We start from the raw sequence: 14,516 nt of genomic DNA on the forward strand, positions 1-14,516 counted from the left end.
AAAACTGCGTTACACTGTAGTGGCTGTTAGCGCTAAAACTGGCTGCTAGAAGGGCGTGATACCAACTGTCTTAATACTTGCTCAATTTGAAGGGGTAAGCCTGACGCTAGTAACTGCGTTAAAAAACTCTTATTTAGAATAAATTAATGCTCCTAAGCTGAGGTTGATTATTTCGATACATGAGGCTAAACGAAGCTAGTATGGTATATCCCAGTTTTGAGTCGGTTGAGGTGGTAATTCATTTATAATAAATAAAGCTAGAATAAACCGGCAGCCCACCCACGGAAATATATTGTGTCACATTTTTACAAGACATGGTTTCTGAATACATTACAGCATGTTGGGGCGAGCAAAACACTATCATTTACTGTCAACATTATCAAAAAGGACGCGTATGCCTGAAGTATTTGAACAAGACTATACACTGGAGCAACTTCAAAAGGTTACCAAAGCCTTAAACAGTGGTCAGTTTGTTCAAGTAAGGCGTATGCTAGCAGAAACCGCTCCTTGTGATACCGCACTCCTGCTAGAGTCATCACCTCATAAAGTTCGCTCTATGCTCTGGCAACTTGTTGACCCAGATATTCAAGGGGATGTGCTCGAGGAACTGTCTGAGGATGTAAGGCTGGGGATCATCGCTCAGATGGAACCTGAGCTTATCGCAGCTGCAACCGAAGACATGGATGATGATGACTTAGGTGATGTCCTTCGTAGCCTTCCTGATACCGTTTATCAGGATGTTATCGGTGCGATGGATACACAGGATAGAGAGCGTGCTACACAGGCATTATCCTACAAGGAGAACTCCGCTGGCGCTCTGATGAGCACAGATACGGTCACTATACGGCCAGATGTCACTTTGGAAGTGGTATTTAGGTACCTTCGCCTCAAAGGTGAGCTACCTGATGGTACTGATGAGCTGTATGTCGTGGATAAAGATAACTGCTTTTTAGGCACGCTACCTGTCAATATTTTACTCACTAATTCACCAGATAGTATTGTTCGCGAGTTGATGGATGAAGATAAGGAAACCATTCCTATCTCCATGGATGAATCTGAGGTTGCACAACTGTTTGAGCGTCATAACTGGATTTCAGCTCCTGTCGTTGACGATAATGCCCACCTTCTCGGCCGTGTTACCATTGATGATGTGGTCGATGTTATTCGTGAAGATGCCGAGCACAGTCTATTAAGTATGGCCGGTCTTGAGGACGAGGAAGACACCTTTGCTCCTGTTCTTAAAAGTAGCAAGCGCCGTTCAATTTGGCTGGGCATAAACTTGCTTACAGCGTTAATGGCAGCATTCGTCGCCAGCTTTTTCGAAGGTACTTTAGATATTTTGCCAATCCTTGCAGTACTAAATGGCATCGTACCAAGTATGGGTGGGGTTGCAGGTAGTCAAACGTTAACACTGGTTATTCGTGGTATAGCCCTTGGTCATATCAATCAAACCAACCAGAAGTTTTTAATGGGTAAAGAGCTGGCCATTGGTGCGTTAAATGGGTTGCTATGGTCGTTGTTAATCGCGGGTGTCATTGCAGTGTGGCAGTGGGATTTCACACTCGGTGCAGTCATCGCCTTCGCTATGTTTATGAATTTAGTCGCAGCGGGTATTGCTGGTGCAAGTATCCCAATTATGCTGAAAAAAATGAATATCGACCCTGCTCTAGCAGGAAGTGTGGTGCTAACAACAGTCACTGATATTGTCGGAATTTTTGCATTCCTTGGCACTGCAACTTGGCTGCTCGTTTAACAATGACAGATAATGCTGGCAATACCGCCAGCATTACTTAATAGGGTGCAGTGTTATTCTCCTGCAATCTGCATGCTATTGAGTAGCACCGAACCAGTTTGTACCGCGCCTCGACATTCGATATCACCACCTAACCCTTCAATGTTGGCAAACATGTCTTTTAGATTACCTGCAATCGTGATTTCACTGACAGGATACTGTATCACACCATTTTCTACCCAAAACCCTGCTGCACCTCTTGAGTAGTCACCAGTTACCGTATTGACCCCCTGTCCCATCAACTCGGTTACCAGTAAACCTGTGCCCATAGTCGCCAGTAAAGCGCTCAAGTCATCATGGGTAGGTTTTACTAGCCAATTATGTATACCACCAGCATGCCCTGTAGCTTGCATATTCATCCTGCGCGCCGCATAACTTGCCAATAAGTAAGTATTCAGTACACCGTCTGTGATAATTTCACGATCTATTGTTTTCACTCCTTCACTATCAAATGGGCTTGATGCTAACCCTTGCAGCAAATGAGGCTTCTCTTCGATATTGACACAAGTATTAAAAATTTGAGTATCTAAAGAGTCCATTAAGAAACTTGATTTTCGATACAAAGCGCCACCACCAATGGCTGACACTAAGTGTCCAAATAAGCTATTGGCAATATCAGCGCGGAAAATCACAGGCACTTTGCGTGTAGATAGCTTTTGACTACCTAGCTTCGCTAACGTCGACTGAGCCGCTTCAAGTCCAACAGCATTAGCAGATTTAAGCTCAGTATGTACGCGGGAAAGCGTAAACGCAGAGTCTCTTTGCATTTGCTCTGCTTCTTTCCCTATTACCATAGTGCTTAAACTGTGTCTTGTTCGTGGAAAGCCCGCGATCAGTCCATGACTATTACCATACACTCGGATCCCTTGGTGACTGGATAAACTCGCACCATCCGAGTTAACTATTCTGGGGTCGTAGTCAAGCGCTGCTTTTTCCGCCGCGATACACTGCTCTATGGCTTCATCCGGAGAAACTTCCCACGGGTGAAATAGATCTAGTTCAGGAGGAGACATTTCCAATAGCGCCTCATCTGCGACCCCATTACAAGGATCATCCGATGTAAACTTGGCGATATCGATTGCCTTTTCTACAACCGAGCGCAATGCCTTAGGGCTAAGATCAGCTGTCGATGCAGAACCTTTGTGGTTGCCAACATATACACTTATCCCCAGCCCACCATCTTGGTTAAATTCAATGGTTTCAACCTCTCCCATACGCGTACTTACAGATAACCCTGAGGTACTTGACATTGCAGCCTCAGCGGAGGTTGCTCCTAGTTTTTTTGCCTGTGCAAGTACTTCAGCAACAGCATTTTTTACATCATCAATTTGGCTAAATATTGGGTGTTGTTGAGGTTGAGTCATAGATACCTTGTCCGCTTGCTCATCTGACTAAAGCTGATTAAGTTAATATGCTAACACAGCTACTCACTATTGTAGTGATCAATTGTGGTATACTCTAGGGTTAGAGACCTTAATTATTCAAAGTATAGACAAGAGCAATGGCTAAACACGAGCAACCGACTGAAGAAGAGATTATTTACGTTTCCAAAAGTGAGCTAAAACGTGAGGCGCAGGAATTACACGAGCTTGGCTGTGAGATTGCAGGGCTGGGTAAAAAACAGCGTGAGAAGCTCCCTTTAACCGATGAGCTCAAAGAAGCAATGGCCGTTGCTGATAAGATCCGAGCCAAAACAGATGCTTATCGCCGTCACATGAATTATATCTCGAAAACGTTACGTACCACTGCAAACATTGATGATATTCAAGCGGCAATGGATTTACTCCTTAATAAGAACAACCAAGCAGACGTTTTGCTCAATAAAATTGAGCATATTCGAGATGATGTTATTGCCAAGGGTGACAGTAAAATTAACGAATTATTGCTAGAGTACCCTGAACTTGAGCGCCAAAAAATGCGCCAAATGGCACGCCAAGCAAGCAAAGAGTTAAAGGCAGAGAAACCTGGTAAAGCGTACAGAGAGCTATTTCAATATTTAAAAGAAGTGATTATGCCATAGCTCACCCGGGCCAATGAATAAGGACAAAAAGGCGCATCAGCGCCTTTTTATTGTCTACAAAATAGTATTAAGCGGTGCCACCCACTGTTAGCTCATCAATTTTCAAGCTTGGCTGACCAACACCAACAGGAACGCTTTGGCCATCTTTACCACACACACCAACACCTCTATCTAACGATAAATCATTACCAACCATAGAAACTTTTTTCATCACTTCAGGGCCATTGCCAATCAAAGTGGCTCCTTTAATCGGTTGGGTGATCTTGCCATTTTCGATTAGGTAGGCTTCTGAAGCTGAAAATACAAACTTACCAGACGTAATGTCGACCTGACCGCCACCAAAATTATTAGCAAATATGCCTTTATCAACGCTGCGGATGATTTCCTCTTGCGTATGCTCTCCCGCTAACATGTAGGTATTTGTCATTCTCGGCATAGGTAGATGCGCATATGACTCGCGACGAGCATTACCTGTTGGCGCAACTCCCATCAAGCTCGCATTTTGCTTGTCCTGCATGTAGCCTTTTAAAATACCGTTTTCAATCAGGACATTGTAAGCTGCTGGAGTCCCTTCATCATCTATATTTAAAGAGCCTCTGCGATTAGCAAGCGTACCATCGTCAACCACAGTACATAAGCTAGAAGCAACTTGTTCACCAATACGGCCGCTAAATGCTGATGCACCTTTACGGTTAAAGTCACCTTCTAAGCCGTGTCCAACAGCCTCATGCAACAAAACTCCAGGCCAACCAGAACCGAGGACGACAGGCATAGTGCCTGCCGGAGCATCAATGGCTTCAAGATTAATTTGAGCTTGCCTTACCGCTTCTTTTGCAAACTGCATCCATCTAGGTTCACCATCTACCAATTCCTTAAAGTAGCCATAATCTAAACGCGCACCACCTCCAGCACTGCCGCGTTCACGGCGACCATTTTTCTCTAATAGTACTGAGCAATTTAAGCGAATTAATGGACGAATATCGGTCGCAAATGTACCGTCACTCGCAGCAATTAATACCTCTTCATATACCGCGGATAATGAGCTAACGACTTGTTGTGCTTCTGGTGCTAAGTCACGGATACATTGCTCCATTTCTCTTAACAGAGACACCTTATCAGCATCAGCCATGCTAGTAATAGGTTGTGCTGGTTGGAATTGGATTGGTGCTGATACATCGCTAAATACTTGCACTTTATGACTTTCACCAGTTTGTGCAATACTACGCGCAGCCTCAGCCGCTTTATTTAATGCTTCAATATTGATGGCATCTGAATAACTAAAACCCGTTTTTTCACCACTGACGGCACGCACACCAACGCCACGCTCAATATTGTAGCTACCATCTTTGACTATACCGTCTTCAAGTACCCAGGTTTCGTGGTGACTCGATTGAAAGTATAAATCGGCATAATTTACTTTGTGCTGGTGAATATAATCAAGCGTTTGTGTAAGTTGCTCTCTCGTCAGCTGGCTATTGGTCAGTAAATTTTGCTCTACATTACTCATAAAAACTCACTTTTAAATCGGTTGTGATCCATTACCGGCATGTTTCTTCGGATAGAATCAAGAAGTGCTCTATCAATCTTTTGGGAGATGGGCTCCAAACTCGTCTTTGTGTCTGCCAAAATCTCACCCCAAGGTGATACGATTAAGCTATGACCGTATGTTTCTCTACCATTTTCATGGTTACCAGACTGTGCAGCCGCTACCACATAGCACTGATTTTCAATTGCTCTTGCTTGTAACAAGGGCTGCCAATGCGCTGCCCCTGTTGCACAAGTAAACGCACTAGGAACTAAAAATAGCTCAGCGTCTAATACTCTCATCGCTTGATATAAGCTTGCAAAGCGTAAGTCATAACATACACTGAAGCCAATTTTACCGAATGGACTGTCAGCAACCACTATCTCCTGTCCAGGAAGGGTTCGCTCAGACTCTCGGTATTGTTTAGTCTTGTCACTTATATTGGCATCAAATAGGTGGATCTTATTGTAGCGTGCTACTATCTCTCCACACGAGTTAAATAAATAGCTGGCTGCCAAGTACTTTTCATCAACACCCAGTGTTGCAATAGTGCCAGCAGCAAGCCAAATGCCATATTGACGACAAAGAGCTGATAGCTCTGTAAGGTACTGCTCACTGTGATGTGCACCTTCCCAAGCTTGCTGCGCATTCTCACAAAATGCCAGCCAGCTTTCAGGCAAGCAAACTAAAGTTTCTTCCTCAATGACCAACAAAGCTAACTGACGACGCAGATAAGCTAGGTTTACCTCTGCGGTCTGTGCCGAGCACATCGGTAATGCGATGACTTTAGCCATTGCCACCTTCCTTATTTTGCGGCTCTATGGACTGCTTTTCTTGTTTAAGTGTAGCATCCCCACTTTGAACTGGGGGCTCAGTTGCTTCGTTCTGGTTGTCACTTTTTATTGTTTCGTCGTCTGGTAATTGCTCACTTACCGGAATAATAGGCGTCGGTAACTCGACCTCTTTACTCTTACGATCAACCTCTGTCACTATGGGTTCTTGCATCGTGCCGGTGATCTTAAAGTTTATTTCAGAGATAACCCGTGCAGAGTGGATCACTTTGTCTAGTGCCAATGCCGCCAACCCAGTAACGGGATTCACCGCCCACGCCATTATCACAGGTAAACTGGAGGTGACTTGGGGTGCTACAGCCAAATCATAATTAATTTCGTACGTATTGAGATCAGTATAACCCCGTATAGCTAAATCTGCTGGTACGCCATCTAATTTAGTGTCTTCAGTGACTGCTACACCATTATTTAAGTGTACTGAGCCACTCATACCATTGTAAAAAAAACCTTTGGAGAACACGTCTCTGAAGTCAAGGCGCAGTTTTCTAATCAACGAATCTAAACTCAATAATGAAAATACCCGCGTCCCTTTATCGCTTATCTCTGCCAAATGCCCTTCCCCTAAGCGCCATGTTACGGTTCCAGCAAGACTTGGCATGTCCAAATCATAGGGCGCACCTTGCCAGTCCATAGCAAACTCTATATTGGCGCGAGAGTCTTTGATAGTAGATGTAATATCAAATTCATCCATTAATTCCCCAAAATCATCACTGGCAAGTACGCCCGTTAGGCTCGTTTTCCCTTGTTCAAACCGGCCACTGGCATTTAATTTATGTTCTTTTTTATCAATAACTAACTCGGAAATAATCAGCTTGTTACCGTCACCAAATAAAGAAAGGTTCACCTTGTCTAATTGATAGTCATCAACCTTACAGTCGGCACATACAAATTCAGTGGCAGGCAATTCGAGTAACCAGTCAAGAGAATCAATCTCTGCGGGTAAACCTTGCTGTGATGACGCCTCTTTGGGCAAATTAAGTCGTAAATAGTCACTATTAATGTGTATCGGTCGGCTAGAACTAGACCTTGGTATTGCTACCTGAGTGCGCATTTCTTTACTATTGATTTTAAGCTGCATAGCGCCATTTAAAGGCGTCATTGCAAAATCAACATCGTAAAATGGAATATCCGAAAAAGTTACTTTTGAAAACGTCCCACTAACCTGATTCAATGCAGGCAAAAATGCGCTGTCGGTATCACTACTTGGTACCGAAACAATACGGTCAATCAAAGGTAACCAAGGAAGCAGTTCGATCTCTTGTTGTTTTATCGTAATATCAAACCCTTCGCTATTTAAGCCTTCGTCTTTACTTCCGATTATCAGATGCGCATTGCGCATGGTCCCCGTGCTGTTATCTATGATGCCATTAAAATACAATTGACTGTCTAGTCTTGCCGTGATCAGGTTAGAAATATCATCACCTAGCACCGTACCACTTAGTAGTTTGGTTTGATGTGCTGGTTTAGCAAACTGATCAGGTAAATAACTAGTTATACCACGTAGATCACTATCAAACGTTGCTTTGTAGTTGAAGCCAGAGTCAGCAAAGTTGAGTGTTAACTTAGTATTGAGCATGCTAATCCCCTCAAAATAGCCATCAATAATGCCATTTGCATAGGGTGTTAGTTGGGTGATTCCAGCTTGTAAGCCAATCTTGCTACTCACTTGATAACTTTGCTTGTTACCTGAGCCGGATAAATTCATAGACAGTGGCATATCAAGCCAAGTCGCAGTTAACTCATTCACCTGAATATTGTCATCATCGAATGCGATGATGCCATTTACCTTCTCCAACTGCATACCTGGTTTTGCTAAAAAAACCGAATTATCTTTAAGATAAACATCGCCTTGAGCACGCACAGCGCCATCATGTAAATCCACAGTGAGAAGCACTTCTCCTGTCGTGTTCCCTTTTGCCTGAACAATTTCTAATATATTTTCGAGCGGATCAGCAATTGGCGTTGCACTGAAGAAAGGTTGTAATGTACTGGCTTCAGTGTTGTGAAGAATATCTACAGTGAGTACATCTGCTTGATTGAGATCTTCAATGCTAACCACCACACCTTGATCAACTGTCTGATTAACCAGTTCACCACGATGTACATAAATATCCATTCTTTCATTTGCAAAGTGTAAAGTAACATCGCCAGACGTTACGCTTGGCCAACCGGGTGCAAAGTTAAATTTAACTTCATTCAAACGTGATTTAACTTCAAACTGGCCTTGCTTATCAGCAAACGGGAAATGCGAGAGAGGACCATTAAGTAACACTTGGGTTTGTAAATGCTGACCGCCCTGTATACCTGATTCTAGATAGTCGACTAGGCTTTTACGCATGATACTTACCGGATAATATCGAGACGCTATCTCACCTCGCCCACCCGATAACTCTGCATATAAGTCTAAAGTAGGATCGTCATTTAATTGTAATGAAAACTCCGCAGCTAACGCCACGTCTTGATTACTTATCCAAAAATTAGGGCTAGAAACTTGCCACCCTCTTAGCTGTTGTTCTCGGATGAAAATATCACCACTTAACTGTTGAATTTCAATATTATTCTTAAAGGTTTCTTTTGATAAAAGCTCACTTTGATCAACACTAACATTTAACCTAACTTGATTATCCAACGCCACAACTTCTAATCGTGCGCCATAAATACCTGGGATCCCTTGATACGGTTCCACTGCAATATTTTCAACGACCCCCCATGCTGACCATGAAGCGTCATCGCTAATACTGAACTTAGCCGCACTCAGTTGGCCATTAGGATTCATACCATAAAGTAAGTCCCGCCCAGGAAACTGCGCCAGTTGGGCCAACTCCGCCAGTAAACTAGCGTTGATATTTTCGAGCCAAAACGTTTTATTGTGCTTAAGCCATTTTGCTTCAAGCTGGATTGGTTCGAGTGCTTTTTGGTTATGCGTAAACTGAATACCACTACTTTGGATCCACAGGCCTTCAGAATCGGGGGTGAGTAGAAATTGTGCGTCATCTAATACCAGCGTGCGCTCACGCTCATCCTCAACCCATGTCAACGCACTTGGTTTAATGTCTACCGTGATGTCTTGCAGCTCGCCCTGTTCAAACCCAAGCCATAGTTGCGCATTAATGTCTGCACTGAGGTTGGGATAGGTTAACGTCACAAGTTCTTCTAACCAGTCAACAGGATCTACTTTGTCAGCAGACACATAAATATCGCCCGCCAGTTCACTTAGCTTTCTTCCGGATAAAGATATGCGAGCATTGAACTGTCCCTGCGAAAACCCCGGTAATGCAATTTCCCCTATCCCTTCATGCAACGCGCTGGAGTTTTGCCATACCAGGTCTTTAAGCAGTAAGCGATGTGTTTTACCACTGGCAAAGGTAATGTTAAGGCGACTGCTTTGCACAGCAAAGTGCCCCACATCTCCCAAAAACAGACTTTCAAGCAGTGCTTGCTGCTCAAATTCATTTTGCTCTTGGGTATTACTGAGCTTGCGAAGGTCAATATCAGCTTCAAAACCTTCCAACACAAAGTAATTAGATGCGATTTGCATCTGCCGCACAGACTCAAACACATTCAGCTGTAATGAAGTTTTCGCAATATTAATGGAAATAGGCGAATTCTGGTTATCTTTAAAAGAGAGTGATTCCAGCACTAAAGCTGGGCCATTACCCTCCCAGCTTGCACTAATTTGTCCTATACTGATGTCAACATTGAGCTGCTTTTGGATAAGCGCTTCGATGTTACTTTTATAATCATTTGCATAGGGCAAGGCATACTTTAACGCAGACACCAGCACCGCAAGTGTCACTAAAGTGATCGCAAAAATTTGCCATGCTTTGCGCAGGCAGAAAAAACAAACGGCCTTAGCCTGCATGTACCACTACCTTTTACATCATTACTACATCAAACTGTTCTTGGCTGTATAAGCTCTCAGTTTGAATACTGACCTGTTTACCTATAAATAGTTCAAGCTCAGCCAAGTTATGGTACTCATCATTAATCAAAGCCTCACTCACTGCAGGAGAGGCATACACCATGAACTTATCAGCGTCATACGCTCGATTAACACGGACTATTTCACGTAAAATTTCATAGCATACGGTTTCAACTGTCTTTAACGATCCTCGCCCAGAGCAAGATGGACATACATCACAAAGAATGTGCTCCAAGCTTTCACGCGTGCGTTTTCGCGTCATCTCAACAAGCCCTAGCGCAGAAAGTCCATTAATATTGGCTTTTGCTCGGTCTTTGGACAACGCAGTTTCTAAAGAGTGCAATACGCGGCGTTTATGCTCATCCGATACCATGTCGATGAAGTCAATAATGATGATACCACCAAGGTTTCTGAGCCTGAGTTGCCTTGCAATAGCAGAAGTCGCTTCAACATTGGTATTAAAAATGGTTTCTTCTAAGTTACGGTGGCCAACAAACGCTCCAGTGTTGACATCAACCGTTGTCATCGCCTCAGTTTGATCTATGATCAAGTAGCCGCCTGACTTTAATTCTACCTTGCGATGTAGTGCTTTTTGTATTTCAGATTCGACATCAAATAAGTCAAAAATGGGGCGCTCACCAGGATAGTATTCCAGTGCGCTTGCCAGCTGTGGAACAAACTCTTCGGTAAATAATTTTAACTCTTGATAGGTCAACTTTGAGTCAACACGGATGCGCTCCATGTCCTCACCGACATAATCACGCAATGTTCTAAATGCCAAAGTCAGATCTTCGTGCAAGATCCTTGCTTTACTGGTTTTGCGGCGGCGCGTCACTATCTTCTGCCATAACTTTTTCAGAAATTCCGCATCGTGTTTTAGTTCTGCTTCTGAAGCACCTTCGGCAGCGGTGCGAACAATAAAACCGCCATTTTCATCATTATATTGAGCAACGATTTCTTTTAATCTATCTCGTTCTTGTTCTGTTTCAATACGCTGGCTCACACCGACATGTGTCGCATCTGGCATAAATACTAAATAACGAGACGGAATGGTGATATCTGTGGTTAGCCTAGCGCCTTTAGTACCCAGCGGATCTTTCACCACTTGCACCATGATAAATTGCCCTTGCTTTACCAGTTCGCGAATATCTTGTACTTTTTTAACTGGTGAATCTGCAACTCCTTCTTCGATAGAAGCACTGTTGACAATATCAGAAGCATGTAAAAACGCAGCTTTCTCCAAACCAATATCAACAAACGCAGCTTGCATACCGGGCAACACTCGGCTCACTTTTCCAAGATAGATATTGCCAACTATTCCCAAGTTGCCGATGCGCTCAACCTGTACCTCTTGCAGCACACCATTTTCTATTAAGGCTACACGACTTTCACTGGGGGTGACGTTAATTAGTAGTTCGCTACTCATAATTATTTAAAAACCGTTGTATTAATTCATCCGTCTCATATAAAGGTAAGCCCACAACTGCAAAATAGCTACCTTGGATCTCAGTAACAAAGCGCCCGCCTAGCCCCTGGATCCCATAACCACCCGCTTTATCTTGCGGCTCTTTGGTCTGCCAATATGCTTCAATTTCAGTGTCATCTAATTCCTTAAAGGTCACATCCGTTGTCACTACCTGACTCAATACTTTATTAGGATCAGCAAGTGCGATTGCGGTCATTACCTGATGAGTATTGCCTGATAGGCGTCGCATCATGCTGATAAAATCAGCTTTATCACGAGGTTTTCCAAGTGCCTCGCCATCAATCACCACAACAGTATCACTGCCCAATACAGGTCTGTCGGTATAACCTTTTGCGACGCCCGACTGCGCTTTTAAACGCGCGAGCCGCTCAACCAATTGTATGGCGGTTTCACCAGCCAATGGGCTTTCGTCAGCATCAATACTAAACTGCTCAAAGGCATAACCTAGTTGCGATAACAATTCACTGCGTCTTGGAGAAGCCGAAGCGAGATATAAATTGGTTGGCATTATCGGATCCTAAACTGTCTACGGTATTTTCTCAGTAGCGGGAATATCCACAACCAGCACACCATGCCTGTAACTGCAGGCCACAAATAATGCGGGTTAAAGTAGATATCAAGCAAGAAATGATTAAGCCAGAATTGTAACAAATGATAGAGAGCCAAAAACAATCCAATTAATACTGCCTGCTGCCAAATAGAGAAGTTACGAATTTTTTGAAAATTACTGGCTGTGATGTAAATGCAAATTGAGTAAGTTAGTGAGTTTACTCCAAGTGGTGCCCCCATAGCCAAATCAATGATTAATCCGGTTACCCAAGCCCAACCAATATTAACACGGTGCGGTACAGCCAAAGACCAATACATTAGCACTAGTAAAACCCAATCAGGGCGAAATGGCTCTAGGGAAAAAGGTAGTGGCATCAAGGCCATGATCAGAGCTACAAATACGCTGAGCGCAATTAATAAACCACTATTTTTACTCATTATTAATTGCCTCTTGCCTGCGCTTACCTAGCACCACTAACAATCGGATCCGATCAAGTTGTGCCACAGGCTCAGCCTGCACTTGTGCAAATGGCAGCCCTTCATCACGGTCAATTTCAGTCACAACTGCGACAGGGTAACCCTCTGGAAATGTCCCACCTAAACCTGATGTCACTAATATATCCCCAATTCGAATATCCATACTATGGGGGACATGCGCGAGGCGTACACTGTTTATTTTACCGGTTCCCTCTACTACTGTTCTTACGTCATTTCTTAAGATCCTAACCGGTGTTGCATGGGTAGTATCCGTCATCAGCAAGACACGCGATGTTGTAGTACCAACTTGGGTAAGTTGCCCGACTATACCCATTTCATCGATCACAGCCTGGCCTTCACTAATGCCATCAATAGTGCCGCGATTGATTACGACCTGGTGACTGTATGGATTTGAATGTACAGACAACACCTGAGAAATAAGCCTTTGGTTGCCTTCTCTAGCAGAAGCTCGCAGTAAGGCACGTAGTTCCTGGTTTTCCTTTTGCAGAAACTGTAATTGTTGCAGTTGCTCACTTTGTAACAGTTGTTTTTCTCTGAGTAACTGATTTTCTTGTTGTAATTTATCTCGCGTATTTAGGCTCTTTAACCCAAAACTAAATGCTTCATATGGAATATTGGCAACGTACAATAAAGGACTCACGAGCGTATTCAAACTCGTTCTTACCATCGTGCCGCCAGCTGTGTAGCGATCGCCAATGATCAGAATAATACTAAGCACAACTGCGACAGTAAGTCGCAGTTGTAATGGGATGGTTCGGCCAAAGAGTAAATTCATCAGTCGTAGCTAAAAACATCACCACCGTGCATATCAATCATTTCTAGCGCTTTGCCTCCCCCTCTGGCGACACAAGTCAATGGATCATCAGCAACGACAACTGGTATCCCGGTCTCTTCCATTAGCAAGCGATCGAGATCTTTTAGCAAGGCACCACCGCCTGTGAGCACCATACCATGAGCAGAAATATCAGATGCCAACTCTGGTGGGGACTGCTCAAGAGCAACCATAACCGCACTGACAATCCCCATTAATGGCTCTTGTAACGCTTCTAGGATCTCATGCGAGTTTAGGGTAAAGGAACGCGGCACACCTTCAGCAAGGTTACGGCCACGAACCTCGATTTCAATCGGCGTTTCACTCTTAAAGGCAGAGCCAATTTCATGTTTAATATGCTCGGCCGTTGCTTCACCAATTAAACTTCCAAAGTTGCGACGCACATAGTTGATAATAGCTTCATCAAACTTATCACCACCGATACGTACTGATGAAGAATAAACGACACCATTTAGCGAGATAATCGCCACTTCTGTAGTACCGCCACCAATGTCGACAACCATTGAACCTGTGGCTTCAGATACCGGTAAACCAGCACCAATTGCCGCGGCCATCGGCTCCTCAATCAAGTATACTTCGCGCGCGCCTGCTCCCATTGCTGACTCACGGATAGCACGCTTTTCAACCTGAGTTGCACCACACGGTACACAAATAAGTACGCGTGGGCTAGGACGCATAAAGTTATTATTATGTACTTGCTTAATAAAATGCTGCAGCATCTTTTCTGTCACATAAAAGTCAGCGATTACACCATCTTTCATTGGACGAATGGCTTTTATATTACCCGGTGTTCGACCCAGCATTTGCTTTGCAGCAGTACCAACAGATGCGACACTTTTTGGTCCACCGGCACGCTCCTGTCGAATAGCAACGACTGACGGTTCATTCAGTACTATGCCTTCTTCTTTTACATAGATAAGTGTATTAGCTGTCCCTAAGTCGATAGAGAGATCGTTAGAAAATAATCCGCGTAATTTTTTAAACATGAGGCTGGGTGACCTTTCAGAATTCTGTCAAACAAAGCAGCGTTAATCGCTGCTC

At 43.7% G+C, this 14,516-nt stretch carries 11 protein-coding genes; 2 read left to right on the top strand and 9 right to left on the bottom strand.

Translation table 11 applies throughout. The features are described 5' to 3' along the window. Window positions 1–394: 394 nt before the first annotated feature. Window positions 395–1,753 (top strand): magnesium transporter, encoded by a 1,359-nt coding sequence (mgtE, locus tag J8Z24_RS15460; RefSeq protein ID WP_125251181.1) that lies wholly within the window; start codon window positions 395–397, stop codon window positions 1,751–1,753. A gap of 53 nt (window positions 1,754–1,806) precedes the next feature. On the opposite strand, the gene pmbA is transcribed toward mgtE, so the two are convergent. After that, window positions 1,807–3,156: a metalloprotease PmbA gene (pmbA, locus tag J8Z24_RS15465; RefSeq protein ID WP_176033134.1), complete on the bottom strand. Its 1,350-nt coding sequence runs from the start codon at window positions 3,154–3,156 to the stop codon at window positions 1,807–1,809. Between the two features lie 137 nt (window positions 3,157–3,293). Here pmbA and yjgA point away from each other — a divergent pair, with 137 nt between their 5' ends. Then, window positions 3,294–3,812, top strand: coding sequence for a ribosome biogenesis factor YjgA (gene yjgA / locus J8Z24_RS15470; protein WP_125251183.1), 519 nt, complete (start codon window positions 3,294–3,296; stop codon window positions 3,810–3,812). Between the two features lie 67 nt (window positions 3,813–3,879). Here yjgA and tldD read toward each other — a convergent pair whose 3' ends face one another. From tldD to J8Z24_RS15510, 8 genes are read right to left on the bottom strand one after another with little or no spacing between them, the layout of a single operon-like run. Next, window positions 3,880–5,319, bottom strand: a complete 1,440-nt coding sequence (gene tldD, locus J8Z24_RS15475; protein ID WP_128730845.1) for a metalloprotease TldD — start codon at window positions 5,317–5,319, stop codon at window positions 3,880–3,882. Further along, complete coding sequence (locus J8Z24_RS15480; RefSeq protein WP_252094949.1) at window positions 5,316–6,131, bottom strand: carbon-nitrogen hydrolase family protein; 816 nt, start codon at window positions 6,129–6,131, stop codon at window positions 5,316–5,318. The genes tldD and J8Z24_RS15480 overlap by 4 nt, the downstream gene beginning before the upstream one ends. Then, entirely contained in the window at window positions 6,124–10,050 is a 3,927-nt protein-coding gene (locus J8Z24_RS15485; protein WP_252094950.1) for a YhdP family protein, read from the bottom strand. The genes J8Z24_RS15480 and J8Z24_RS15485 overlap by 8 nt, the downstream gene beginning before the upstream one ends. Before the next feature lie 13 nt (window positions 10,051–10,063). Beyond that, the gene (gene rng / locus J8Z24_RS15490) at window positions 10,064–11,536 is read right to left on the bottom strand and encodes a ribonuclease G (protein WP_125251187.1); all 1,473 of its coding nucleotides are present in this window, start codon (window positions 11,534–11,536) and stop codon (window positions 10,064–10,066) included. Next, on the bottom strand, window positions 11,529–12,104 hold the full coding sequence (locus J8Z24_RS15495) for a Maf family protein (protein ID WP_147389362.1): 576 nt from the start codon (window positions 12,102–12,104) through the stop codon (window positions 11,529–11,531). Before J8Z24_RS15495 ends, rng begins: the two co-directional genes overlap by 8 nt. Beyond that, window positions 12,104–12,583, bottom strand: a complete 480-nt coding sequence (gene mreD / locus J8Z24_RS15500) for a rod shape-determining protein MreD (RefSeq protein WP_125251189.1) — start codon at window positions 12,581–12,583, stop codon at window positions 12,104–12,106. Before mreD ends, J8Z24_RS15495 begins: the two co-directional genes overlap by 1 nt. Then, complete coding sequence (gene mreC, locus J8Z24_RS15505; RefSeq protein ID WP_128730842.1) at window positions 12,576–13,418, bottom strand: rod shape-determining protein MreC; 843 nt, start codon at window positions 13,416–13,418, stop codon at window positions 12,576–12,578. Before mreC ends, mreD begins: the two co-directional genes overlap by 8 nt. Beyond that, window positions 13,418–14,461 carry a rod shape-determining protein gene (locus tag J8Z24_RS15510; protein ID WP_010376642.1) on the bottom strand — a complete coding sequence of 348 codons (1,044 nt, stop codon included), beginning with the start codon at window positions 14,459–14,461 and terminating at the stop codon, window positions 13,418–13,420. The genes mreC and J8Z24_RS15510 overlap by 1 nt, the downstream gene beginning before the upstream one ends. Between the last annotated feature and the right edge of the window lie 55 nt (window positions 14,462–14,516).

It is taken from the genome of Pseudoalteromonas sp. SCSIO 43201, assembly GCF_023716725.1.
Taxonomy (GTDB): Bacteria; Pseudomonadota; Gammaproteobacteria; order Enterobacterales; family Alteromonadaceae; genus Pseudoalteromonas; species Pseudoalteromonas peptidolytica.

Bases quoted from the DNA above. Each gene is read 5' to 3' on its own strand.
- J8Z24_RS15495 (WP_147389362.1), bottom strand. From the start codon at position 12,104: ATGCCAACCAATTTATATCTCGCTTCGGCTTCTCCAAGACGCAGTGAA.
- mgtE (WP_125251181.1), top strand. From the start codon at position 395: ATGCCTGAAGTATTTGAACAAGACTATACACTGGAGCAACTTCAAAAG.
- rng (WP_125251187.1), bottom strand. From the start codon at position 11,536: ATGAGTAGCGAACTACTAATTAACGTCACCCCCAGTGAAAGTCGTGTA.
- pmbA (WP_176033134.1), bottom strand. From the start codon at position 3,156: ATGACTCAACCTCAACAACACCCAATATTTAGCCAAATTGATGATGTA.
- J8Z24_RS15485 (WP_252094950.1), bottom strand. From the start codon at position 10,050: ATGCAGGCTAAGGCCGTTTGTTTTTTCTGCCTGCGCAAAGCATGGCAA.
- mreC (WP_128730842.1), bottom strand. From the start codon at position 13,418: ATGAATTTACTCTTTGGCCGAACCATCCCATTACAACTGCGACTTACT.
- mreD (WP_125251189.1), bottom strand. From the start codon at position 12,583: ATGAGTAAAAATAGTGGTTTATTAATTGCGCTCAGCGTATTTGTAGCT.
- J8Z24_RS15510 (WP_010376642.1), bottom strand. From the start codon at position 14,461: ATGTTTAAAAAATTACGCGGATTATTTTCTAACGATCTCTCTATCGAC.
- tldD (WP_128730845.1), bottom strand. From the start codon at position 5,319: ATGAGTAATGTAGAGCAAAATTTACTGACCAATAGCCAGCTGACGAGA.
- yjgA (WP_125251183.1), top strand. From the start codon at position 3,294: ATGGCTAAACACGAGCAACCGACTGAAGAAGAGATTATTTACGTTTCC.
- J8Z24_RS15480 (WP_252094949.1), bottom strand. From the start codon at position 6,131: ATGGCTAAAGTCATCGCATTACCGATGTGCTCGGCACAGACCGCAGAG.